Origin of the sequence: Bacteroides sp. 1_1_14 (genome assembly GCF_000162515.1) — a bacterium.
Taxonomy (GTDB): domain Bacteria; phylum Bacteroidota; class Bacteroidia; order Bacteroidales; family Bacteroidaceae; genus Bacteroides; species Bacteroides thetaiotaomicron.
The window spans coordinates 431,760-455,299 of record NZ_GG774705.1 but is presented as its reverse complement, the minus strand read 5'-3'; the positions used below and the strand labels follow the sequence as shown (position 1 = coordinate 455,299).

At 41.2% G+C, this 23,540-nt stretch carries 19 protein-coding genes, 1 tRNA gene and 2 pseudogenes; 7 read left to right on the top strand and 15 right to left on the bottom strand.

Going from position 1 to position 23,540, the window contains the following annotated elements; translation table 11 throughout:
- Nucleotides 1-75: 75 nt before the first annotated feature.
- Nucleotides 76-152 (top strand) — tRNA-Arg (locus tag HMPREF9007_RS13115).
- A gap of 603 nt (nt 153-755) precedes the next feature.
- Here the strand turns inward: HMPREF9007_RS13115 and dapA are convergent.
- Both dapA and ligA read right to left on the bottom strand, forming a co-directional pair.
- On the bottom strand, nt 756-1,649 hold the full coding sequence (gene dapA / locus HMPREF9007_RS13120; RefSeq protein WP_008761561.1) for a 4-hydroxy-tetrahydrodipicolinate synthase: 894 nt from the start codon (nt 1,647-1,649) through the stop codon (nt 756-758).
- 59 nt (nt 1,650-1,708) lie between these two features.
- On the bottom strand, nt 1,709-3,709 hold the full coding sequence (ligA, locus tag HMPREF9007_RS13125) for an NAD-dependent DNA ligase LigA (protein ID WP_008761560.1): 2,001 nt from the start codon (nt 3,707-3,709) through the stop codon (nt 1,709-1,711).
- A gap of 76 nt (nt 3,710-3,785) precedes the next feature.
- Between ligA and trmD the strand changes: the two genes are divergently transcribed.
- Nucleotides 3,786-4,463: a tRNA (guanosine(37)-N1)-methyltransferase TrmD gene (gene trmD, locus HMPREF9007_RS13130; RefSeq protein ID WP_008761559.1), complete on the top strand. Its 678-nt coding sequence runs from the start codon at nt 3,786-3,788 to the stop codon at nt 4,461-4,463.
- A gap of 216 nt (nt 4,464-4,679) precedes the next feature.
- Here the strand turns inward: trmD and HMPREF9007_RS13135 are convergent.
- From HMPREF9007_RS13135 to HMPREF9007_RS13155, 5 genes and pseudogenes are all read right to left on the bottom strand, one after another.
- A pseudogene (locus tag HMPREF9007_RS13135) lies at nt 4,680-5,590 on the bottom strand (dihydroorotate dehydrogenase).
- On the bottom strand, nt 5,578-6,354 hold the full coding sequence (locus HMPREF9007_RS13140; RefSeq protein WP_008761558.1) for a dihydroorotate dehydrogenase electron transfer subunit: 777 nt from the start codon (nt 6,352-6,354) through the stop codon (nt 5,578-5,580). Before HMPREF9007_RS13140 ends, HMPREF9007_RS13135 begins: the two are co-directional and overlap by 13 nt.
- 75 nt (nt 6,355-6,429) lie before the next feature.
- Entirely contained in the window at nt 6,430-6,900 is a 471-nt protein-coding gene (locus HMPREF9007_RS13145) for a helix-turn-helix transcriptional regulator (RefSeq protein ID WP_008761557.1), read from the bottom strand.
- A 1,226-nt stretch (nt 6,901-8,126) separates the two neighbouring features.
- Nucleotides 8,127-9,146, bottom strand: a complete 1,020-nt coding sequence (gene holA / locus HMPREF9007_RS13150) for a DNA polymerase III subunit delta (RefSeq protein ID WP_008761556.1) — start codon at nt 9,144-9,146, stop codon at nt 8,127-8,129.
- A 25-nt stretch (nt 9,147-9,171) separates the two neighbouring features.
- The gene (locus HMPREF9007_RS13155) at nt 9,172-9,948 is read right to left on the bottom strand and encodes an AMP nucleosidase (RefSeq protein ID WP_008761555.1); all 777 of its coding nucleotides are present in this window, start codon (nt 9,946-9,948) and stop codon (nt 9,172-9,174) included.
- A 63-nt stretch (nt 9,949-10,011) separates the two neighbouring features.
- Here HMPREF9007_RS13155 and HMPREF9007_RS13160 point away from each other — a divergent pair, with 63 nt between their 5' ends.
- Nucleotides 10,012-10,461: a type I restriction enzyme HsdR N-terminal domain-containing protein gene (locus HMPREF9007_RS13160; RefSeq protein ID WP_008761554.1), complete on the top strand. Its 450-nt coding sequence runs from the start codon at nt 10,012-10,014 to the stop codon at nt 10,459-10,461.
- A 123-nt stretch (nt 10,462-10,584) separates the two neighbouring features.
- Here the strand turns inward: HMPREF9007_RS13160 and HMPREF9007_RS13165 are convergent, their stop codons facing one another.
- The 5 genes and pseudogenes from HMPREF9007_RS13165 to HMPREF9007_RS13185 all read right to left on the bottom strand — a co-directional run bounded on the left by HMPREF9007_RS13165 (nt 10,585) and on the right by HMPREF9007_RS13185 (nt 18,421).
- The gene (locus HMPREF9007_RS13165) at nt 10,585-13,731 is read right to left on the bottom strand and encodes a multidrug efflux RND transporter permease subunit (protein ID WP_008761553.1); all 3,147 of its coding nucleotides are present in this window, start codon (nt 13,729-13,731) and stop codon (nt 10,585-10,587) included.
- Between the two features lie 82 nt (nt 13,732-13,813).
- Nucleotides 13,814-14,923: an efflux RND transporter periplasmic adaptor subunit gene (locus tag HMPREF9007_RS13170; RefSeq protein WP_008761552.1), complete on the bottom strand. Its 1,110-nt coding sequence runs from the start codon at nt 14,921-14,923 to the stop codon at nt 13,814-13,816.
- A gap of 33 nt (nt 14,924-14,956) precedes the next feature.
- Nucleotides 14,957-16,354, bottom strand: a complete 1,398-nt coding sequence (locus HMPREF9007_RS13175; RefSeq protein ID WP_008761551.1) for a TolC family protein — start codon at nt 16,352-16,354, stop codon at nt 14,957-14,959.
- Between the two features lie 137 nt (nt 16,355-16,491).
- Nucleotides 16,492-17,322, bottom strand: a complete 831-nt coding sequence (locus tag HMPREF9007_RS13180; protein ID WP_008761550.1) for a C4-type zinc ribbon domain-containing protein — start codon at nt 17,320-17,322, stop codon at nt 16,492-16,494.
- Between the two features lie 5 nt (nt 17,323-17,327).
- Nucleotides 17,328-18,421 (bottom strand): annotated as a pseudogene (locus tag HMPREF9007_RS13185) (Nif3-like dinuclear metal center hexameric protein).
- 106 nt (nt 18,422-18,527) lie between these two features.
- On the opposite strand from HMPREF9007_RS13185, the gene HMPREF9007_RS13190 reads away from it, so the two are divergent.
- Nucleotides 18,528-18,944 (top strand): DUF4891 domain-containing protein, encoded by a 417-nt coding sequence (locus HMPREF9007_RS13190; RefSeq protein WP_008761549.1) that lies wholly within the window; start codon nt 18,528-18,530, stop codon nt 18,942-18,944.
- Nucleotides 18,945-18,978: 34 nt separating this feature from the next.
- Here HMPREF9007_RS13190 and HMPREF9007_RS13195 read toward each other — a convergent pair whose 3' ends face one another.
- Genes HMPREF9007_RS13195 through HMPREF9007_RS13205 form a run of 3 tightly spaced genes read right to left on the bottom strand, consistent with a single transcriptional unit; the run spans nt 18,979 to nt 20,703 of the window.
- Nucleotides 18,979-19,257: a hypothetical protein gene (locus tag HMPREF9007_RS13195; RefSeq protein WP_008761548.1), complete on the bottom strand. Its 279-nt coding sequence runs from the start codon at nt 19,255-19,257 to the stop codon at nt 18,979-18,981.
- Complete coding sequence (locus HMPREF9007_RS13200; RefSeq protein ID WP_008761547.1) at nt 19,254-20,048, bottom strand: ABC transporter permease; 795 nt, start codon at nt 20,046-20,048, stop codon at nt 19,254-19,256. The genes HMPREF9007_RS13195 and HMPREF9007_RS13200 overlap by 4 nt, the downstream gene beginning before the upstream one ends.
- A 34-nt stretch (nt 20,049-20,082) precedes the next feature.
- Nucleotides 20,083-20,703 carry an ATP-binding cassette domain-containing protein gene (locus HMPREF9007_RS13205; protein ID WP_008761546.1) on the bottom strand — a complete coding sequence of 207 codons (621 nt, stop codon included), beginning with the start codon at nt 20,701-20,703 and terminating at the stop codon, nt 20,083-20,085.
- 86 nt (nt 20,704-20,789) lie between these two features.
- Here HMPREF9007_RS13205 and HMPREF9007_RS13210 point away from each other — a divergent pair, with 86 nt between their 5' ends.
- The 3 genes from HMPREF9007_RS13210 (at nt 20,790) to HMPREF9007_RS13220 (ending at nt 23,439) form a co-directional block, all read left to right on the top strand.
- Entirely contained in the window at nt 20,790-21,332 is a 543-nt protein-coding gene (locus HMPREF9007_RS13210) for a DUF2148 domain-containing protein (RefSeq protein WP_008761545.1), read from the top strand.
- Nucleotides 21,333-21,402: 70 nt separating this feature from the next.
- Complete coding sequence (locus HMPREF9007_RS13215) at nt 21,403-22,518, top strand: agmatine deiminase family protein (protein WP_008761544.1); 1,116 nt, start codon at nt 21,403-21,405, stop codon at nt 22,516-22,518.
- Nucleotides 22,519-22,554: 36 nt separating this feature from the next.
- The gene (locus HMPREF9007_RS13220; RefSeq protein ID WP_008761543.1) at nt 22,555-23,439 is read left to right on the top strand and encodes a carbon-nitrogen hydrolase; all 885 of its coding nucleotides are present in this window, start codon (nt 22,555-22,557) and stop codon (nt 23,437-23,439) included.
- Nucleotides 23,440-23,540 lie beyond the last annotated feature (101 nt).

Here is a 23,540-nt window from a genome sequence, read left to right as displayed (position 1 = left end):
ATAGAGTAGCTGACTACGGATCAGCCGGTTACAGGTTTGAATCCTGTCGCGGTCACTTCTACCAACATTTAACAAGGTCGCGTAGCTCAACTGAATAGAGTAGCTGACTACGGATCAGCCGGTTACAGGTTTGAATCCTGTCGCGATCACCAAAATCCTCTGCATTTTTTGTGGAGGATTTTGTTTTTTACCCCATTCCATCGAAGAAATCCGGCATCACGAGAAAGAAAATTAAACGGTCGTTTTACCACAAATGACTGCAACTTTTGCATAAATCAAGCGGTTGTGTTATCTAAATCGAGCGGTCATTTCGGCCCAGTCCGATATTTTAAATCAAACGACCGTATAATTATGTACAATCAATAGGATGTTTTATAAAAACACTTTAATAGTTATTTTCAAACATCAAGAAGTTTATTTTCAAACATTGGGAAGTTTAAAGAGTGCATGGCAACATATGTTGAAACATGCACTTTCATCTTCACCTTTTGCTCGAAAGCACTATAAACAAGTGGATACAGGATGAAGGAAAAGCGTTTCACTTTTATACTACATTAGGTTATCAAATATGCTATTAGGTTATCGGATTTTGCTATTAGCTAATCAAATTATGCTAATAGCAAAAAAATAGAAAGAACTAAAAAAATCCCCCTTCACCTTGTATCTGCCTGTTCATGGGAGACATGACAAAAAGGTGAAGGAGGAATACCTATTTATAAAATGTATGGAGAATCGATACTTCTCAGTATATCAGATCAGCATTTAATATTCAGTTCGTTCAAGACTTTACGTATTGCCTCAAATGTCGTAATTCGAGTCGGAACCAACGGCAATCGAAGTTTATTTTCAATCATCCCCATTGCATTCAGCATAGATTTTACTCCTGCCGGATTTCCATCCACAAACAAAAGATCAAATAGCTCAGTAAATCGATGATGAATAGTGAGTGCATTAGCAAAATCACCTTGAAGCGCCAAACGTGTCATACGACTGAATTCACGCGGGAAAGCATTGCCGATTACAGAGATCACTCCAACAGCTCCCAAGGTTATTAATGGAAAAGTAATACCGTCATCACCGGAAATAACATTGAAATTATCCGGTTTATTCTTGATAATGTCATCCATTTGAGTAATATTACCGGAAGCTTCTTTAATAGCGATTACATTACTAAAATTACGGGCAATGCGCAAGGTTGTCTCAGCAGTCATATTTACTCCTGTACGCCCCGGCACATTATATAGCACGATAGGAAGTTCCGTAGCTTCCGATATGGCTTTATAATGCTGATAAATTCCCTCTTGCGATGGCTTATTATAATATGGCACTACAGACAATATAGCGTCAACTCCTGTAAAATCGTCATTTTTCAATGTTTCTACTATTGCGCGTGTATTGTTACCGCCTACACCCAGCAAAATAGGAATTCTTCCGTTAACGCGGTCAATCACCATCTTTTTGATGGTTTTCTTCTCTTCCTCGGTAAGAGTCGGTGTTTCGGCTGTAGTCCCCAGCACACACAAGAAATCCGCATTATTCTGCAATAGATAGTCTACCAAACGCATCAACGCATCATAATCAACGCTTTCATCCTCTTTGAAAGGAGTAATCAGTGCTACCCCCATTCCTTTCAATTTAGTCTGTATCATGAGTTTTAATTATAATCTCTAATTTTATTAGGCGCAAAAGTACGAATATTTTTCATATCTTACGATATAAGTTTCAGAAATTCGTCCTCGCTTAGTATGGTTACTCCAAGTTTTTTTGCTTTTTCCAGTTTGGCTGGCCCCATATTGTCACCGGCAAGGATAAAACTGGTCTTAGCAGAGATACTTCCCACATTCTTACCGCCATTTTTCTCAATAAGGTCTTTATATTCGTCCCGTGAATGATGCGTAAATACGCCGCTGATCACAATAGACTGACCGGCTAATTTATCCGTATATCCACTCATATCTTCTTCTGTACGATAGAGCTGTAACCCAGCCTCTTTTAACCTGCCAACTAACTCTCGGTTAGACTCATTTGAGAAATACAGAAGAATGCTTCGCGCTATTTTTTCCCCGATTTCATCGATACTTATCAGCTTTTCAAGGTCAGCCTGTTGCAGCTCGTCAATGTCTCCGAACGACTTGGCTATTTTCTTTGCTACCGTCTCGCCAACAAACCGAATTCCCAAAGCAAAGATGACGCGTTCAAAAGGAACTGTCTTACTCTGCTCAATCCCCGTAATAATATTCTCAGCAGATTTTTCTCCCATACGATCCAACCCTTTGATATCATCGGCTTTCAATTCATACAAATCCGCCGTATTATGAATCAATCCTAAACGATAGAACATATCCACCGTTTCAGGACCCAACCCATCAATATTCATGGCTTTCCGACTAATAAAATGCTCTATTCTACCTTTAATCTGAGGGGGACATGCAGTTTCATTAGGACAATAATGGGCAGCTTCGCCTTCATATCTAATTAATTTGCTGCCACATTCGGGGCAATTGGTAATAAACCTGACCTTCTCACCAAGCATAAAGCTACGGGCATCTTTATCCACTCCTGTAATTTTAGGAATGATCTCGCCACCTTTTTCTACATAAACCATATCTCCGATATGCAAATCAAGCCCTTCAATAATATCCGCATTATGCAATGAAGCACGTTTGACAATCGTTCCGGATAGCTGAACAGCATCTAAGTTGGCAACAGGAGTTACAGCACCTGTTCTGCCTACCTGATAAGTTACCATATTCAATCGTGTCAATGCACGTTCTGCCTGAAATTTATAGGCAATTGCCCATCTGGGTGATTTCGCCGTAAAACCAAGATTCTTTTGTTGTCTCAGACTATTTACCTTCAAGACGATTCCATCAGTAGCTACAGGCAGATTCTTTCGTTCTACATCCCAATGATTGATAAATTCAAAAACCTCTTCCAACGTCTGGCATTTACGCGTCAAATCAGAGATTTTAAATCCCCATTTTGCGGCTTCCTGAAGATTTTCATAATGTCCGTCACAAGGCAGATTATCTCCCAAAAGATAATATAAATACGCATCCAGCTTGCGAGAAGCTACAATAGAAGAATTCTGAAGCTTCAATGTTCCTGAGGCTGCATTTCTCGGATTAGCGAAAAGCGGCTCCTCACGTGCTTCTTTTTCGCGGTTCAACTCCTCAAATACTTCCCAGGGCATAAGAATTTCCCCACGAATCTCAAAAGAAGAAGGATAATTGTCACCATGGAGCACAAGTGGAATAGAACGGATTGTCTTTACATTATCTGTCACATCATCGCCCTTTTCTCCATCTCCGCGTGTAACGGCACGAACCAGTTTTCCATCTTCGTAGGTCAGAGAAATGGAAGTACCATCATATTTCATCTCACAGCAAATCTCAAAATCCTCATTCAACGCTTTTCGTACACGCTCATAAAAATCTGTAACTTCGCTTTCAGAGTATGTATTTGCCAAAGACAACATAGGGTATTTATGCGCAACCTGCGTGAAATTCTTGCTAATGTCACTGCCGACACGCATAGTGGGCGAATTTTCATCTTTATATTCCGGATGTGCCAGCTCCAGATCCTGGAGTTCACGCATCTTATCATCAAACTCCTTATCTGAAATTTCGGGAGCATTCAAAACGTAATAATTATAGTTATGCCGATGAAGTTCAGCACGCAATTCCTCTATTTTTTCCTTTATATCCATATTTCTTCGATTGTTTAAGGCAAAAATACAGGTTTATCTTTGAATATTTGTACTTTTGCGAAAAATTATAAAGATTATGCGTATTGACATTATAACAGTTTTACCCGAGATGATTGAAGGCTTCTTCAATTGTTCCATCATGAAACGAGCTCAGGATAAGGGACTTGCAGAAATACATATCCACAATCTGCGCGATTATACCGAAGACAAATATCGTCGTGTCGATGATTATCCTTTTGGCGGATTCGCCGGCATGGTCATGAAGATAGAGCCTATCGAACGCTGCATTAACGCTCTGAAGGCTGAACGCGACTATGATGAAGTGATTTTTACGACCCCCGACGGAGAACAGTTCAATCAGCCAATGGCCAACAGCCTTTCTTTGGCCCAAAACCTGATTATCCTTTGCGGACATTTCAAAGGTATTGATTATCGTATCCGTGAACACCTGATCACCAAAGAAATCAGTATCGGAGATTATGTGCTGACAGGAGGCGAACTGGCAGCAGCAGTCATGGCGGACGCAATTGTCCGTATCATCCCCGGAGTGATTTCAGATGAACAGTCGGCACTTTCTGATTCTTTTCAGGATAATCTGTTGGCGGCACCTGTATATACTCGTCCTGCCGACTATAAAGGCTGGAAAGTACCCGATATTTTGTTATCCGGGCATGAAGCAAAAATAAAAGAATGGGAGCTACAGCAATCTTTAGAACGAACCAAAAAACTTCGCCCTGACTTACTGGAAGACTAAAAATATATGTAAATAAAAACGACGGTGAAAATATAGAGAATTTCTACCGTCGTTTTTATTTATGTTCTATAAGAAAGACAAATCTGTTATTTTACTCTTCGCACTGGGAATCTCTTTTCATCTATCATTCCGGTACTGATTTTATTCAATATACTTAAAAAGTAAAATAGCATTTTTCTTTCGTATTATATGCGAAGGGTTATTGTATGTTTTCAATTATACCTCAAGCGCACCAATAATTTCTTTTACTGACTTACATCCGTGTCTTTCCAAGTAATTATTTATACCATCTTCAACTTTAATTGTAACAGCCGGATCTATAAAATTTGCCGTACCAATCTGGATCGCAGAAGCACCGGCAAGCATGAACTCAACAGCATCTTTCCAGTTCATAATACCTCCCAAGCCTATGACAGGAATATTTACCACCTTTGCAACTTGCCAAACCATACGCAAGGCAATCGGTTTCACAGCAGCACCGGACATTCCTCCTGTCACAGTTGACAGAATAGGACGTTTACGTTCCGCATCAATAGCCATTCCCAGCAATGTATTGATTAATGATACACTATCCGCACCACTTTCTTCTGCTGCACGGGCAATTTCTGTGATATCAGTAACGTTCGGAGAGAGTTTAACTATAAGTGTCTTTTGTAAGCTGCACGTACCGCTTTTACTACTTCAGAAGCACCTTTTGCTGACACACCAAAAGCCATACCTCCTTGCTTTACATTAGGGCACGAGATATTTAGTTCTATAGCAGGAATTTTGTCAAGTTCATTAATGATCTCTGCAGTTTTCACATAATCCTCAATAGCAGACCCCGACACGTTTACAATCATATTCGTTTGAATGTCTCTTATACGAGGATATATCTGTTCCACAAAGTAGTCAACTCCCTTATTTTGCAGTCCTACAGCGTTTAACATACCGGAAGGAGTCTCTGCCATACGAGGATATGGATTACCTTCACGTTTGTGAAGAGTAGTTCCTTTTACAATAATACCGCCTATTCGCGCTATATCAATGAAATCCGAGAACTCTTCACCATATCCAAATGTACCAGATGCAGTCATCACCGGGTTCTTCATCTGCAATTCACCAATGTTTACACTTAAATCTGCCATAGTAGTTTATTTATATTAAAAACAGGACCTTCTTTACATACACACAAATGTCCTTCTGTCGTATTTTCCACACAACAGAGACATGCTCCAATTCCACAAGCCATTGTATTTTCCAAAGAAACTTCACATTCTATCTGATTACTTTTGGCATATTTTGCCACAGCCATCATCATCGGTTTAGGACCACAAGTATAAATCTGCTCAAAATGTACCTGATTTAATATAGAATGCTGGGTGACGTATCCTTTTTCTCCGTGACTTCCGTCTTCTGTAGTAGTATATACCTCTCCATATTTAACAAATTCTTCCAGCTGCAACAAGTCTTTATTGCTACGAGCCCCTAAAAGGAAGGTAGGTTTATGACCATTTTTCGCCAATTGTTCACCTAAATATAACATAGGGGCTGTTCCGACACCTCCGCCCACAAGCAAAAGCTTATCAGAAGGCTTTTGAGGCATTGTATAGCCATTCCCCAAAGGAAGTACTACGTTGATCACATCGCCCGAATTTACTTCTGCTAAACGTCTTGTTCCGTCTCCAATCAACTGAATAAGGAACCACACTTCGTTTTGTCGCTTGTCTACAAAATTAATAGAAATAGGACGGCGTAAAAATGTAGTAGATGAACCGTCCACCCGAAGTTCGGCAAACTGCCCCGGCAACATCTCGGGCAGCAATGACTGAGAAGTCAATTTCAGCAATACATAGTTTGCATTCAATCTGATATTCTCAGTAACTGTCAGATCTAAAATAAATTTCTTCATGTATGGATATAAAAGTATAAATTCGTATTCCGGTGCAAAGATACAGGAATTTGCTCAAACCACCGATTTTACCTCTCATTTTTCAGGTCGAAAGGTTTCATAAGTATTATCATCAAAGAATATTCTTATTTCAGTGATTTTTCTGGCAGGCTTTTCTATGTACCTAATCTCCTGTTTTACAATCTCTTTAGGTGCATTTTCGGCTGTTCTTAATGCCATTTCCTTGCGATTTTCCGGATTAATCGTCTCTTTGGACGGATTTACAGGATTCTCATCAAACAAAGAAGGCTGATAATCTCCACTGGAAGAAACTGCAGAAGCATCTTCTGCAGATGCTATCATTTCGCCTTTACCATAAAGCAACCATTCAAGATTTACATAATTATAGGTCTGATGTACCTTCATTACAACCTCCAAGCTTGGTTTATTCCGATCATTCAAAATATGCGAGAGAGTAGATTGCTGGACTCCAATTGTCTCAGCAAAAACTCTTGGAGGAACTTTTTCTCTCTCCATTATCATTCTAATTCTGTCTTTTATCTCCATACAGCTTCTTTCTTGTTACAATTGTATGTATTAAACGTTGGTTTCACAAAAATACTAATAACCACTACGGATATACAAAGGTAAATATTACAAATCACAAATGCAAATTATAAGTATAAAAATAACAATATTACAAATGTGTGATCATTATCACAATTAGACTAATATGTTTGTAAAACACAAAATAAAACATAAATTACAATGATATTTTAGATTTAACAAAACAATATATTATATTGATTTATAACATTATATATACAGATAAGAAATAAGTAAATACAATATTCACAAAAATATGCTTCACTCAAACAGTAATTTTAGAGTTATAATTCAATATTAGAGTATATTTATATGGTATACAATGATATAACATATAAAAACAAATTGTTAACCACTCTCCTATTACATTTATAAACTGTATATTACTACTGTAAAACAATCAGTATACTTTTGTGATTCAGTTAGACTGATCACATTTGTAATCTATTCACAGATATAAACTTCACAAACAAACAGGCATGATTACACAAACGTAAATATCAATAGTTGCAAAAACAATAAATCAAGGAATAAAATGCATTATTTACTTATGTATATTGAGAACTCTTCAAATCTTCTTTTACATTTTCTTCTGAAGTACCTCGCAAATCGTAAATCCTTGCCATATTTCCGCACATTCAGTCGATCAATTGTTTTTTTTCAATTCTAGAAGCTCTAAAATTGAATTAAACGCCTGTATTATAATAAATTACACCTATTTTATCAATACCCAAATTAAGATCAACTAGAAAAATAACAGCAAAATATCCCAATTATCCCACAAATTATCAAAATGACATTTTATCAATTCAGGAAAAGAAAGATGATCCTTCCAATTTATGCAAAACCATTTATGCTAATACGATTTGCCATTCTATATTTATAGTCTGAATTAAATCAGATTTTTTCAATTTTGAAAATGAATATAACATAACCTCAAAAACTAGAAAAGAGAGAAATTACCAAAATCGAACTTAAAGAAGAGAAGCAAAAGATCTTCAAATTCCTTTCCATTCATAAAAGTCAGGAAAAAGAGAACAACAGATCCATTGTAAAATATTCGTCTATAAAAGAAGATTTGGTTATGAGTCTGACACAACTAATTTGCAGTATATAAAGAAGGCATATACTTAATCTGTTTTACAGTAAAAGTATATGCCTTTTTTTATTTAGAGTATTCAGTTTTCCTAATGCAAAATTTTAAACACTAATTCACGAAGAATATCTCCGTCAGACATTGAACTATTTTTCACTCCTTTTGATTTTGCATCGGCATATCGTATTTCACCAACAATCTGCATTGTCTTTACTCCACTATATTTGCGCATCGCAATTGAGTAATCCCGAGCTTGCCAAGTAGTTCTTAGCCCTAGCATATTAGCAATACCCTGCTCCGATTTATCAGGCGCATAATATGCTAACATCAAGTTTGAATAAAAGCTGAACAATAAAGACAATGTCATTTGAATTGGATTCGTTTTGGGATTTTCCTCAAAGTATTTTATTATTTTATTTGCTTTCAGAATATCTTTTTCAACCAGAGCACTCCGCAATTCAAAGTTATTATAATCTTTGCTTATGCCTATGTTCTTCTCAATTTGTTCGGGAGTTACACGTTTCTGTCCCGTAGGCAAAGTGATAATCAGCTTTTCTAATTCACCTGTCAAACGACTTAAATCCGAGCCGACAAAATCAGCCAGCATAGCTGTTGCCTTAGGTTCCATATCTATTCCTTTTCTCTTCATGTAGGAAGCAATAAAGGCCGGAAGCTGGGCATCTTTTATCTTCTTAGACTCGAACAAAACACCAGTCTTTTCTACTTCAGCTGCCAACTTTTTCCTACGATCCAATGTTCCATGCTTATGGCATATCACCAAAATAGTGGAATGAAGCGGCTTCTGAAGATAGTACGATAATTCTTCGATGTTCCGGACCGCTTGCGCTTCTTTGACTACCACCACTTGGTGTTCGGACATCATAGGATAGCGTTTGGCAGCATTTATGATTGTCGCTACATCCACATCAGCACCGTACACTACAGTCAGGTTGAACTCTTTTTCCGTTTCGTTCAAGACATTATCAGTAATGTGATCGGCAATCAAATCGATATAATACGATTCTTCTCCCATCAAATAGTAGATGGGACGATACTGCTTTGCCCTCAGTTCTTTGAGGATGTCATCACAGGTCAGCTCTTGTTTTGCCATATATATTTTTTAGAAAGACCGGCAGTTACCAGTCGAATTTCAAGTGTTTTACAGTTTTCTTTGCATCAATAATCATACGCAGAGAAGCGATACCAATCTCAACATGCTCTTCTACATAGTTCTTGGTAACCAGATTATCGCTTTTATCAGTTTTCACTCCATCCGGAGTCATAGGCTGGTCAGATACCAATAACAATGCTCCTGTCGGAATATGATTGGCAAAGCCACAGCTGAACAAAGTGGCCGTTTCCATATCAACCGCCATCGCACGTGTCTTTTTCAGATACTCCTTGAATGCTTCGTCATGCTCCCAAATACGGCGATTGGTGGTATAGACAGTACCCGTCCAATAATCACGGCCATAGTCACGAATGGACGAAGAAACAGCACGCTGCAACATAAATGCAGGCAAAGCGGGAACTTCAGGTGGAAAATAATCATTGGATGTTCCTTCACCACGAATAGCGGCAATAGGAAGGATTAAATCGCCAATTTGATTTTTCTTGTCGATACCACCACATTTACCTAAAAATAAGCAGGCTTTCGGATGAATAGCTCCTAATAAATCCATGATAATAGCGGCATTAGGGCTTCCCATACCGAAATTGATCATTGTAATGCCTTCGGCTGTAGCGGAAATCATATTGGCATCTCTACCCAAAATAGGAACATCAAACTGATTTGCGAAAATCTCTACGTACTTGTTGAAGTTAGTCAACAGAATATACTCTCCAAAATCTTCCAGGTTACGTTTTGTGTAACGGGGCAGCCAATTAGCTACGATTTCTTCTTTCGTTTTCATAATTATCTATTAAATTTGTGGTTCCAATAATGGAAACCGTTATTTAACTTACAAAAATAATAAATGTTATCGTTAAACCTACCAGTATTCGACACTAAAATAAACGTACGAAACGGAAAAAATGTAATTTTCGACGTGATTCGCAAACGATATGTCGCACTTACCCCGGAAGAATGGGTACGGCAACACTTTGTTCACTTTCTTATTGCGCACAAAGGATATCCGAACGCACTCCTTGCTAACGAAGTAATGGTTAAGCTGAACGGCACAACTAAAAGATGTGATACAGTACTTTACCGGAGAGACCTTTCAGCACGAATGATCGTAGAATACAAAGCTCCGCACATCGAGATCACACAAGCGGTATTCGATCAGATAACCCGCTATAATATGGTATTGAAAGTTGACTATCTGATAGTAAGTAATGGAATGCAGCATTATTGTTGCCGGATGGATTACGCCCATCAGAGCTATACCTTTCTTCAGGATATTCCCGATTATAACGCGCTATAAAGATAGTGTCACTATAAGGTCAGGATACTTACACTATACCACACACATAGTGTAAGTATCCCAAGCACATAGTGACACCATCTTTTTCTTGTCTCCGAAAGCTTTTCAATCGATATTCTATTTTTACATATCCGTATTTTCTTTCACATCATCATTTTTCTTCCTGCTAAACTTCTCTTGCAGTTTCTGCATCAATTCATAGAAATTAGGAATATAGACTGTCGCTAATAAAGTATTCATCGCCATACCGAAAACAACCGCAGTACCCAACGCTATACGGCTCTGCGCACCAGCCCCAGTAGCAAACAGCAAAGGCATTACTCCCAATACAAAAGCAAAAGAAGTCATCAAGATCGGACGTAAGCGGACATGTCCTGCTTCGTATGCAGCCTCACGAATTGAGTTTCCTTCAGCACGGAAATCACGGGCAAACTCTACAATCAGAATACCATTCTTTGCCGAAAGTGCAACAAGCAGGATAATACCAATTTGTGTATATACGCTGACCGGAGTTCCCATTATCATACATCCTATCATTGCTCCCAACAAGGCCACCGGCAAACCTATCACGGCAGCCACCGGACTGGTCCAGCTTTCATATTGCGCAGCCAAAACAAGGAATGCTACAATCAAGGCCATGACCAGAACAATGGTGGTCGTATTTCCCGCCTGTGTTTCCTGATAGGCAACTGACGTCCATTCATAGCCAAATTCATCTCCCAGCTGTTCTTTAAACAAAGTTTCCATTTCTTGAATAGCCTGTCCGGAACTGCTTCCGGGCGCTACATTACAAGTCAAGGCAGCTGTTGAATACATATTGTAACGATTGATCTGATCCTGTCCCAACTGCTCTTCCACTTTGGTGAAAGAAGAAAGGGGGACCATCTCTCCTGCCGAATTAGCCACACTGAGTTTTAAGACATCATCAATGACGCGTTGTGCCTGATCACGCGCTTCGATCTTCACCTGATAAATATGACCGAATTCAACGAAATCATTAACGTATGCCGCCCCCATATAATAGCTTAATGTAGAAAATACATCATTCAGAGCAATGCCCATAAATTGCACCTTATCACGATCGATATTCAGAAAATATTGAGGGACATTTGCCTGATACTGACTGGATACAGAAGCTAAGGCCGGTTTGGAATGAGAAGAAGCAAGCAATGCGTCAATAGCCTGCTGCATTTCTGTCGGTCCCAGATTCCTCCGGTCTTCCAATTGAAGTTGCAAGCCACCGGAAGCACCCAATCCTGGAATAGCCGGAGGAACCATAGCAAATGCTTGTCCTGCCTGTATCTCCATATACGCTTCGCCATTAAAACGGTCGACAACGGCAGCAGCCGTATGCTCCTTCCCTTTCCTTTCGTCCCAGTTTTTCAGGACAACAAAATAGGTTGCGGAGTTACTTTGCTCACCTCCGCCCATCACGGAGAAACCAGTGATTCCAATGTAATTCTCCACTTCCGGATAAGAATCCAAAATAGCATTGATTTTATCCCCGACAGCTTGTGTACGTTCCAAGCTGGCTGCCGGAGGAAGCTGAACAACTGCAATAAAATAACCATCATCTTCATCCGGAATAAATGTCGACGGCCAACGCATAAAGAGTATTACGGCAATCACTGTCAGAATAGCAAAAGATACAAAAGAGATAAGCGGACGTTGAAGCAACCATTTCACCGTACTATCGTAGACTCCCTGTGTCTTATCATACGCTTTATTAAATCCTTTGTATATAAAGAAGTTAGACGGTTTGCTCTTTTCGAGGAATAGAGCACAAAGAGCAGGCGTCAGTGTCAGTGAGTTAAAACCGCTTAATACGGTAGAAGCAGCAATTGTCAGTGCAAACTGCTTATACAACTGCCCCGAAATACCACTGATCATCATCGTCGGAATAAACACGGCAAGCAAAACAAGCACCACTCCGACAATCGGCCCCGTAATTTCCCCCATAGCTTTTGTGACTGCTTCACGAGTTGAATATTGTCCGGTCTCCAGCAATCTTGAAGCATTCTCAACCACCACAATAGCATCATCCACTACAATGGCAACTGCCAGAATCAATCCGAACAGAGTCAGCGTATTGATCGAAAAACCAAATGCCGCCATAACTGCCAATGTACCGATCAGCGATACAGGAATTGTGATACAAGGAATAATAACCGCTCTCCAGTTCTGCAAAAACAGGAAAATAACCAGTACTACCAGCAGCGTTGTCTCAAAAAATGTCACCATTACTTCATCAATAGAAGCATGAATTACATCCGTTGTATCCAAAGTTACGTTATAGGCTACTCCTGTAGGGAAACTGGTCGCCAGTTCCTCCATCTTAGCCTTCACCCCTTTTGAAACGTCCAGCGAATTGGAGCCCGGTTGCTGATAGATAGCAATCGCTGCGGTAGGCATCCCCTTCAATCGTGATACTACACTATAAGAAGCAGACCCCAAATCTATTCGCGCAATATCCTTCAGGCGAAGCATTGCCCCATCCTGTTCCCGACGAATGATAATATTCCCGAATTGCTCCGGAGAAGTAAGTCGCCCCTGCACATTAAGTGTATATTGAAAGGCATTTTTATTGTCCTGGCCGATCGGTTGACCGATATAGCCGGCAGACACTTCCATATTCTGAGACTGAATGGACTGATATACTTGCGCCGGAGAAATATTCCGGATGCGCATGGCTTCAGGATCCAGCCAGATACGCATGGAATAATCACCTGCTCCCATAACATTAACAGCTCCTACGCCAGGCACACGTGATAACTGATCGACCAAATTCAATTTGGCATAGTTAGTCAGATAGAGACTGTTGTAGACAGAGTCTTTCGAAGTCATTGTCAGGAACATGACAATGTTCGAAGACTGTTTCTGCACAGTCACCCCCTGCACCACTACCGGTTCCGGCAAGGATGATTGCGCAACACTTACCCTGTTCTGTACTTGTACGGTAGCCATATCGATATCTGTACCGACGGCAAATGTAATTGTCAGCGAATATGCTCCCGAAGAGGAAGAATTTGAAGACATATAGAGCATACCGTCCACCCCATTTACCTGCTGTTCAATGGGGAGTCCTACCGTTTGGGCTACAGTTTCGGCATTCGCACCGGGATAGACAGCCGATACTTGAACCGTCGGAGGTGTAATCTCCGGAAATTGCGCCACGGGCAATATATTGAGTGCGACCAAACCGGCTACCACAATGAGCAGGGCAAGTACGGTAGCAAAGATTGGTCGGTTAATGAAAAACTTAGAAAACATAATATATAAGTTTACGATTAATATTTATATAAGGACAAACAGTTACCTGCATCGTCTGAAGATAACCAACAAGCCGACCGCATCAGGGTATCGGCTTTATCTTCATTCCATCTCTGACCTTCATCAGAGCTTCTGTAACATATCGTTCCTGTGGTGAGAGTCCTCCCAACACCTGCCGTAAGGTATCATTAATCAGTTGTCCTATTTCAATATGCCGATAGTGTACTATGTCCGAATCATTGACGGCATACAGGAATTTACCGAGCTGATCGGTTCCGATGGAAGCCTCTTTCACAAGAATTGCATGATCGGCCTCTCCATAAGGTAAGGTAATGCTGACGTACAATCCACTCTTCAGTACTCCCTGCGGATTATCAAAATTGGCACGTACCATCAGAGTTCCTGTATTCAGGTCTACGTTCGGTGACAGATAATCCAGTGTTGCCGGATAGGATTCGGTACCTTCTTTCCCCAGCTGAACCATGATCTTTTTCGGAAGATCCTTCGTTGGCTGCTGATTGTTCATCGACATCTCCAGCCATTGATTATCAGCAACATTAAAATACGCATACATCTGATCGTCCTTATAAATAGTAGCCAGCGTAACCGGCTGCAAAGAACCGCCGACATAACTGCCGATATCCACTGTCGACTTGCTGATTGTCCCGTCAAAAGGGGCACGAACATAACAATATCCTAAATTTGTACGCGCTGTACTCAAAGCAGCTTCCGCATTGCTGACAGCTGCTACTCCTTCTGTCACAGACGATTCCGACTGCAACACCTGTATCTGACTCACAGCATCACTTTTCACAGCCTCCTTCATACGGCTATAATTATTACGGGCATATTCCAATTGTGCCTGAGCAGTTTTCAGTTCAGCTTCCGCTTGTGCCACCTTATCATTATATAAGGTAGGTTCTATTACAAACAGCAACTGCCCTTTTTTTACCCGTCCGCCCGGTGCGTAAGAGACAGACTGTAATGTTCCGTTCACTCTGGCCACAAGATTTACAGTTTTCTCCGTTGTCAGATAGCCCGGATAATCTTTCGTCAGAGTGATGTCCTTCACTATAGGTTTCGCTACGCTAATTGCCAGAGTCGGCATTCCCTTCATTGCTCCGGCGTCTTTTTTCTCCTTGCAACCAGTCAATACCGACAACACAAGAAAAATATACATTAGTTTTTTCATATCCGTTAGGTTATATTTTATTTATAGATTCTTTTATTCTCTCCAACCGCCTCCCAGCGCTTTATAAAGACTTATCAGTTGCAGCAACGAGCTACCCTGCGCCTGTACCAGTTGATTCTCATAAGATAACAAAGACCGTTGTGCATCAAGCACATTCTGAAAAGGAGAAAGCCCTTGTTTATAAAGTTCCAGTGAAAGTTTCAGAGTTTCGACACCTTGATTACGCACTTCCCTCAAAGCTACAATCTGCTTGATCGAGTTCCGGTAGGAGTTCATGGCGTTATCCGTTTCCTGTACCGCAGTCAGAACTGTCTGATTAAATTGATTGATAGATTCATCCAACTGTGCCTTAGCCAGTCTTGTTGCATTCACTAATTGTCCTCCACTAAAAATAGTCCAACTCAATGACGGAGCAATCTCATAGGTCATACTTTTACTTTTCACCAGATCATTCAAATCACGGGCTGCATAGCCAAACGAACCTTTCAGAAAGATCTTCGGCAGCCAATCGGACTTGGAAGCGCCGAGTAATGCAGCTTGGGCATTCACACTTCTCTCCGCACTTCGCACATCCGGTCTTCTCAGTAATAAATCAACCGGCATACCTACTCCGATCGGTTCCATATAATCAGGTAATGTTCCGGTAGTTTCCAATACAGGACGTATTTCTTGCGGATACATACCCAGCAAAACAGCCAGTGTCGTAATATATTGATTGATACCTGCCTCTAATTGTGGTATGGAGGCTTTAGTACTGTATAAAACGGATTTGGCCTGTGCCACATCCAGCTTGGCAACAAGTCCGGTATTATACCGTACTTCCGTGATTTTCAAGACTTCTTCCTGAGAAGCTACATTCTTATTTACCACTTCAAGTTCCTGCTGCAATTCCCGCAAATTAATATAAGCTGAGGCTACCTCTGATGCCAGAGAAACCATAACCGCCGCATATTCTTCTTTGCTGGCAGCAAAGTTTTCTTTCTGCGCCTTTACCCGTTTGCGAATACTGCCGAAGACATCGATTTCCCAACTCATACTGAGTGCAGCATCATAATAATGATCTGTAGACTGAGGTAAGGTACTGGTATTTCCACTGGTTTCCTGTCGGGTCCATCCGGCATTCAGTCCGATAGATGGAAAGAAATTTCCACGTTCTGCCCAAAGATTGGCACGTGCAGCAGCTATACGATTAATTGCCATCGCTACGGAATAATTGCGATCTACTGCCAAAGCAATCAAAGAGTCCAGTTTGGTGTCCTGAAAAGACTTCCACCAGTGGTCGTCCACCGGAAGAGTCTGTTGAAACACTTCTCCACTCTCTTCCCATTCTTTAGGAAGAGGGGTATTCAAATAGCGGTTCACTGTCTGTCCAACCGCAGTTACAGTTGAAAGAAACAAAAGGAGCGATACGCTCCACGCTCGTACATTCATATTCGGTTCAGGTTTTTATGAAATGAAAAGATAACAATTCAAGGTTAGGTTTGTTTAAAGGGGTAGTAAAGTTAGAAGAAATAAAAAAAGCCCCGCAATAATGCGAGGCTTTCGAATACATATTCAAATATGGTACCTTATTCAGCAGTTTTTCTTCTGATTGCTCTTTTGGTAGTAGTAGCCGGAGCTTCCTCTACTTTATGCTCAATTTGTACACCAGCCAATTCCGGGTCGATCATAATACGTCCGCAATATTCGCAAACGATCACTTTCTTACGGGAACGGATGTCCAACTGTCTCTGAGGCGGAATCTTGTTAAAGCAACCACCGCACGCGTCACGTTGTACATATACAACGCCCAATCCATTGCGGGAGTTCTTACGGATACGTTTGAATGACTGCAACAAACGCGGTTCAATCTTAGTTTCCAGATCTTTGGCTTTATCTCTTAGCTTCTCTTCTTCCTGTTTAGTTTCAGAGATAATTTCATCCAGTTCGCCCTTCTTCTGTTCGAGGTCTTTTTGTCTTTCGCTGAGTATTTGTTCATTCTTTACTACTTCAGCTTCTTTTTCTTCTCTGTCCGCACTGAATTCTTTGATTCTTTTTTCGCAAAGTTCGATTTCCAGGCTCTGGAATTCAATTTCCTTCGTCAAGAAATCATATTCACGGTTGTTGCGGACGTTGTCTTGTTGTGACTTATATTTTTCTACTGAAGCTTTTGCCGTTTCAATTTCTACTCTCTTACCTGCAATAGCAGATTTCAGTTCATCCACTTCAGCTTTGATCTTGTCGATACGGGTACTCAAACCAGCGATTTCATCTTCAAGGTCCTGCACTTCCAATGGAAGTTCACCTCTCAATGTCTTGATTTCATCAATCTTAGACAACATAGTTTGCAGCTGGAACAGTGTTTTCAACTTCTGTTCCACCGTCAACTCATTCGGATCTTTTTTTGCTTCTCTAGCCATTTTACTTACAAATATTTTATGGGATTCGTATTTATTTTACTCAATTGGAGCGCAAAATTAGGAAATAAATCCCGGATTATGGAATAAAAAATTTCTTTTGTATATTGTTCGCTTTCGTAATGACCGATTTCTGCCATCAGGATATCTCCTTCGTGACCAAAATAATCATGATACTTAATCTCACCTGTAATAAAAACATCGGCTCCCGACCGGATTGCCTGTGGAAGCAAAAATGCTCCGGCACCTCCGCACAATGCCACTGTCTGTATTTCTCTCCCTGTCAGTTTGTTATGACGCAGACACTCTACTTCAAACGTTTTCTTTATACGTTTCAAGAATTCCATCTCCGTTTCCGGCTCTTCCAGTTCGCCAACGATTCCCGATCCTGCCTGTGCCCACTCATTTTGTAGCGGATACAAGTCGAATGCAGGTTCCTCATAAGGATGAACAGACAATAGTGCCCTGACTACTTCCGACTTTTTGAATGCAGGAAGAATTGTTTCAATTCTCACCTCTCCTTCCCGATGGAGTTCTCCAATCACTCCACAGAAAGGATGTGTTCCTTCTTTGGCACGGAATGTCCCTTCCCCTTCCAGATTGTAACTACATGAATCATAGTTACCAATATTACCGCAACCGGCAGCAAAAAGTGCGTTCCTTACAATATCCGCCTGAGCAATGGGGACAAAAGTCACTAGCTTCATCAGGCTATTTTCTTTGGTTCAAGCACTTTCAGATGTTTCAATCCGATTTTTTCGGCTATCTTATAATTTACCCCTCCCTGTGCATTATCAAGATTAGTGTGTGCTGAATAGATCACAATATCATTTTTTATTGCTTTCAGCATACAGCGTTCCACATAATCTTTGCCAGTAATGGATTTATAACCTTTAAATATCAAAGGATGATGCGATATGACGAGGTTATACCCCAGCGCGATAGCTTCATCTAAGATAGCTTCAGTAACGTCAAGACACAACAAAGCCCCTGTTGCTTCCGCATCTGTCAATCCGATTTGCAGGCCGGCATTATCAAAACCGTCTTGCAATGGCAGAGGCGCGAATCGTTCAAGGGCGCTTACTATTTCCTTAATTTTCATTATTTAGAGAAAATTTGGTTGCAAATATAGCAAATAAAATAGGAATAAGCTCCCATCTTATCGTTTTTTTAGTAAATTTGTCGCATATCCTTAAAATTAGAACACGATGAAAACAATTCTATCCTGCTGTTTAGTAATTATTCTGGCTGTTTCCTGCCAAATGAAACAGAATCAGAATTCCGATGAGTCAATCGATGAAAACATGAGCGTTGATAATACAGAAACTTGTATGGTAGATACCGTAAAAGCTACAGCTATCTTTTGGATAGATAAAGCAGAAGCCAAACATTGCAAAGATTCGGGGCTCCGTACGATTAAAGCGAAAGTATTTATTCACGAAAATGGAAAGGTTGACTTCCTGTCTTTCACCAAAAAGCAATCATCAGGTGTGGAAAAGTACATACTCCATCATCTTGATAAATTCCAAATTTCAAAACGAATGTTGGAAGGCGGGTATATACAAACAGGAGAACAATTCGTTCAGCTTCGCTGTATGAGGGAGAAACTGCAAGCTATGCAATAACTCACCGGATCTCTTTCCTGAATGGAAGAAATATTTATTTGTGAAACTTCATCTGCACCTTATTCTTTAGTGCATACCGTTCATCTACCACTTTGTCTGTAGGAAAGAAAGTGAAAAAAAGACGCCACCCTCCTTCTGTATAGACAAATTTGCGTCCGTTTGCGCCATGAAGAATAGCTTGATATTTTTCCAAAACGAAAGATTCGATATGTTCCGGCATTTCATTTCCCATTACCGAGAACTCTACAGTAATGAAAAAATTCGGAACAGACAGTTCCGCCACATTTTGGAATATCCGGTCGGTAACAGTCATTTCTTCGTTTCTTTCGTTACTTCCAATAACTTCCCGTATGCATCAAATGATCTTCGGGAAGCCAGTGAAATAGTAATCATCAGTGACAGCATGGAAGCCGTGAAGGTAATAACCATAATCATCATCTGATATTTGATTGCCACATTCGGACTGCTTCCTCCCAAAATTTGTCCGATCATCGTACCCGGCAGAGCCACCAATCCCATCACTGCAATATTCGCAATCAAAGGACTGAATGACTTGATGATGGCCTGTTTTATAAATGGTGCCTGAGCTTCCTGGCGTGTAGCTCCATTTCCTAATAAATAACGGTATAATTGTTGTTCCCGCTTCAGTCCGCTATAATAAGTATTCAATGCAATCACATTACTTGAAAGCATATTCCCCATTAAAATGCCGAATATTGGAATAAAATACTGAGCACTGAAAATGTTATCTAACTGAAGGACAACACCGATAAAGTACAATCCAACCACTACTACACTGCACAAAAAACCTATAGAAATCGGTATCAGCAAGATGCTCCGTTTCAGTTGAGTACGTACCAACGCTGTTTGTCCGGCAACAAATATCATGATAATCACCCAAAGGAAATTAATCCAGGGATTATTCCACAAGAAAAGATACTTCAGATATATACCGATAAAAAATAGCTGGATAATCATTCGAAGCGTACCTATCACGGCAGGTTTCAGCAACCCTGTCTTGAACTTCCAAAGATAAAAGAACGGAATGGCAAGCAATAGCAAGCCAATAAATAAATTATAATATGAAATATCGATGGTTCCCAAAATAAATTCCCTTTATGCTAGTATTAAATATCGTTTATAGTTCTATTAAATAATGACAGCCCGAAGCAAAGTCTTTATCATGTGATACAGCTAACACAGCCGCCCCTTTCTCTGCCTGCCGCCTGAAGAAAGCCAGCACTTTGTCTGTTGACCCGGCATCCAACGCTGATGTCGGTTCATCAATAATGATCAAAGGTTTGTTGAGCATCGCAGCCACTGCCAGCATGATACGCTGACGTTGTCCGCCTGAGACTTCATTCACCCTTTTAGTATACAAATCATGTTCCAGCCCCAGATCATCAAAATATTCATAGAGCCTTTCTTCCGAAAAAGGAACGGAACGATTTACTTTCAGATCAAACGGAAGAGCCACCATTTCCTTTACCCATTCAAAAGGCAAGGCCAGTTCTTGTGGAATCCATGCAATTTGCCGCCGGATTATATCTATAGTTGATTTATCCAACAAGGTATCTCCTACTTTTATGGTCCCCTCCTTTAACGGCACAAAGCCCATCACCGCATTTAGCAATGAGGTCTTTCCACAGCCGGACTGCCCTACAATACAGGCGGTTTTCCCCCTCTCCAGATTCAGATTTAATCCGGAAAAAAGTACTTCTGTCCCAAAAGCGATACAAGCATTGTTGATATGTAGCATGGCGTTTTCAATTCTTTCTTTCCGGCAAAGGTAGTATTTTCTTGAAAAACGTTATCTTTGCCTCACTAATTAATTCGAGAAAAGTTATGATACTGAACGAAAGAGATGCCCGTCATGAGCATATATTACAGGTAGCACGCCAAATGATGACCGCCGCACGCACTGCTCCGAAAGGAAAAGGGATTGATATCATTGAAGTGGCCTTGATTACCGATGAAGATATTAAACTGTTGTCGGACAAAATGATAGCTATGGTAGAAGAACACGGAATGAAGTTTTTCCTTCGGGATGCCGACAACATCTTGAGTGCCGAATGTGTTGTATTGATAGGAACACGCGAACAGGCACAAGGTTTGAATTGCGGACATTGCGGATTTGCGACATGTGCCGGACGCACGGAAGACGTCCCCTGTGCATTGAACAGTATTGACGTTGGCATCGCCATCGGCTCCGCTTGTGCCACAGCAGCCGATATGCGTGTAGATACCCGTGTCATGTTCTCTGCCGGATTGGCAGCACAACGCCTCAATTGGCTGAAAGACTGCAAAATGGTTATGGCTATTCCGGTGAGCGCCTCTTCAAAGAATCCATTCTTTGACCGGAAGCCGAAACAGGAAACCAAAGCATAAGGTATGTGTCAAAAGACTGGTACCTGCTCATTTTATAAACTGATTTTATAACTAAATATAATATAATCTGATGGGAATCATGGTTGGACTTCCCAGCCCCAGTGGCTCGGAAAAAGATTTGCAATTGAACTTTGGAAAGAATATGACTGTACAGGTAGAAATGAGAGCTCCTCACCTGCCTGCCGAATGGCATCTGCAAAGCGGCATACAGTTGACATGGCCGCATGCCGGTACAGATTGGGCATATATGCTGAAAGAAGTACAAGAATGTTTTGTCAATATAGCCAGAGAAATAGCCAAACGTGAGTTATTATTAATCGTGACTCCCGAGCCCGAAGAAGTAAAGAAACAGATAGTGGCTACCGTAAACATGGACAATGTCCGCTTTCTGAGATGTGAGACAAACGATACATGGGCACGCGACCACGGAGCTATCACCATGATAGATACCGGCAACCCTTCCCTGCTCGACTTCACATTCAACGGCTGGGGATTGAAGTTCGCCTCCGAACTGGATAATCTGATTACCGGACAGGCTGTAAAAGCCGGAGCGCTGAAAGGCCAGTATATAGACTGTCTTGACTTCGTTCTCGAAGGAGGTTCCATCGAAAGCGACGGTATGGGGACACTGCTTACCACCACCGAATGCCTGCTCTCCCCCCACCGGAACGGGAAACTGAATCAAGTAGAAATAGAAGAATATCTCAAATCAACTTTCCACCTGCAGAAAGTCCTCTGGCTGGATCACGGTTATCTGGCCGGCGATGATACCGACAGTCATATCGACACCTTGGCACGCTTCTGTTCCACCGACACCATTGCCTACGTGAAATGCGACAATACCGAAGACGAACATTATGAAGCACTGCATGCCATGGAGGAACAATTAAAAACATTCCGCACATTGACAGGAGAGCCCTATCGCCTGCTGGCTTTGCCAATGGCAGACAAGGTAGAAGAAGACGGTGAACGACTGCCTGCTACCTATGCCAATTTTCTGATTATGAATGATGCAATTCTTTACCCCACCTATCAACAGCCGGATAATGACCGGAAAGCGGGAGAAGTATTGCAACAAGCATTTCCTAAACATCAGGTCATCGGTATTGATTGCCGGGCATTAATCAAGCAACACGGTTCTCTGCATTGCGTCACCATGCAGTATCCGTCAGGTGTTATCCAATAACGGACATTTCAGTAGCATATTAAATAATTATTCATCATGAAAAAGATAAAAGTAGGATTAATCCAACAATCCAATACCGCAGATATTCGGGTCAACCTGATGAACCTCGCTAAAAGCATTGAAGCCTGTGCTGCTCACGGAGCACAACTGATCGTGCTGCAGGAGTTGCACAATTCACTTTATTTCTGCCAGACAGAAAATACGAATCTGTTTGACCTTGCCGAGCCTATCCCAGGACCATCTACAGGTTTCTACTCCGAACTGGCAGCGGCTAATAAGGTAGTGCTTGTTGCTTCACTCTTTGAAAAACGCGCACCGGGCCTATATCATAACACAGCTGTCGTTTTCGACCGCGACGGAAGTATTGCCGGAAAATATCGGAAAATGCACATTCCCGATGATCCTGCCTATTACGAAAAGTTTTATTTCACCCCCGGAGATATCGGTTTCGAACCGATCCAGACATCCTTAGGCAAACTGGGAGTACTGGTATGCTGGGATCAATGGTACCCGGAAGCTGCCCGTCTGATGGCTCTGAAAGGGGCTGAACTTCTAATTTATCCTACCGCCATCGGCTGGGAAAGCAGCGATACGGACGATGAAAAAGCCCGTCAGCTCAATGCGTGGATAATCTCCCAACGTGCTCATGCAGTGGCAAACGGTCTTCCGGTTATCTCTGTCAACCGTGTAGGGCACGAGCCCGACCCTTCCGGTCAAACGAATGGCATACAGTTTTGGGGAAACAGCTTCGTAGCCGGACCGCAAGGAGAGTTTCTGGCACAGGCAAGCAACGATCATCCTGAAAACATGGTAGTTGAAATAGACATGGAACGTTCGGAGAACGTCCGCCGCTGGTGGCCCTTCCTCCGTGACCGTCGAATTGATGAATATGACGGACTCACCAAACGTTTTTTGGATTAGCGAGCAGAATCACAATTAATCACCGATAGAAATAATACAAGAGGTCCACAAGAGTTGCTATTCAGGCTTTTCTCTTGTGGACCTCCGTATTATATCCTTTT

What these genes read in the sequence shown, in the direction of transcription:
- dapA (WP_008761561.1), bottom strand. Translation starts at nt 1,649, where the DNA reads ATGATACAGACTAAATTGAAAGGAATGGGGGTAGCACTGATTACTCCT.
- ligA (WP_008761560.1), bottom strand. Translation starts at nt 3,709, where the DNA reads ATGGATATAAAGGAAAAAATAGAGGAATTGCGTGCTGAACTTCATCGG.
- trmD (WP_008761559.1), top strand. Translation starts at nt 3,786, where the DNA reads ATGCGTATTGACATTATAACAGTTTTACCCGAGATGATTGAAGGCTTC.
- HMPREF9007_RS13140 (WP_008761558.1), bottom strand. Translation starts at nt 6,354, where the DNA reads ATGAAGAAATTTATTTTAGATCTGACAGTTACTGAGAATATCAGATTG.
- HMPREF9007_RS13145 (WP_008761557.1), bottom strand. Translation starts at nt 6,900, where the DNA reads ATGGAGATAAAAGACAGAATTAGAATGATAATGGAGAGAGAAAAAGTT.
- holA (WP_008761556.1), bottom strand. Translation starts at nt 9,146, where the DNA reads ATGGCAAAACAAGAGCTGACCTGTGATGACATCCTCAAAGAACTGAGG.
- HMPREF9007_RS13155 (WP_008761555.1), bottom strand. Translation starts at nt 9,948, where the DNA reads ATGAAAACGAAAGAAGAAATCGTAGCTAATTGGCTGCCCCGTTACACA.
- HMPREF9007_RS13160 (WP_008761554.1), top strand. Translation starts at nt 10,012, where the DNA reads ATGTTATCGTTAAACCTACCAGTATTCGACACTAAAATAAACGTACGA.
- HMPREF9007_RS13165 (WP_008761553.1), bottom strand. Translation starts at nt 13,731, where the DNA reads ATGTTTTCTAAGTTTTTCATTAACCGACCAATCTTTGCTACCGTACTT.
- HMPREF9007_RS13170 (WP_008761552.1), bottom strand. Translation starts at nt 14,923, where the DNA reads ATGAAAAAACTAATGTATATTTTTCTTGTGTTGTCGGTATTGACTGGT.
- HMPREF9007_RS13175 (WP_008761551.1), bottom strand. Translation starts at nt 16,354, where the DNA reads ATGAATGTACGAGCGTGGAGCGTATCGCTCCTTTTGTTTCTTTCAACT.
- HMPREF9007_RS13180 (WP_008761550.1), bottom strand. Translation starts at nt 17,322, where the DNA reads ATGGCTAGAGAAGCAAAAAAAGATCCGAATGAGTTGACGGTGGAACAG.
- HMPREF9007_RS13190 (WP_008761549.1), top strand. Translation starts at nt 18,528, where the DNA reads ATGAAAACAATTCTATCCTGCTGTTTAGTAATTATTCTGGCTGTTTCC.
- HMPREF9007_RS13195 (WP_008761548.1), bottom strand. Translation starts at nt 19,257, where the DNA reads ATGACTGTTACCGACCGGATATTCCAAAATGTGGCGGAACTGTCTGTT.
- HMPREF9007_RS13205 (WP_008761546.1), bottom strand. Translation starts at nt 20,703, where the DNA reads ATGCTACATATCAACAATGCTTGTATCGCTTTTGGGACAGAAGTACTT.
- HMPREF9007_RS13210 (WP_008761545.1), top strand. Translation starts at nt 20,790, where the DNA reads ATGATACTGAACGAAAGAGATGCCCGTCATGAGCATATATTACAGGTA.
- HMPREF9007_RS13215 (WP_008761544.1), top strand. Translation starts at nt 21,403, where the DNA reads ATGGGAATCATGGTTGGACTTCCCAGCCCCAGTGGCTCGGAAAAAGAT.
- HMPREF9007_RS13220 (WP_008761543.1), top strand. Translation starts at nt 22,555, where the DNA reads ATGAAAAAGATAAAAGTAGGATTAATCCAACAATCCAATACCGCAGAT.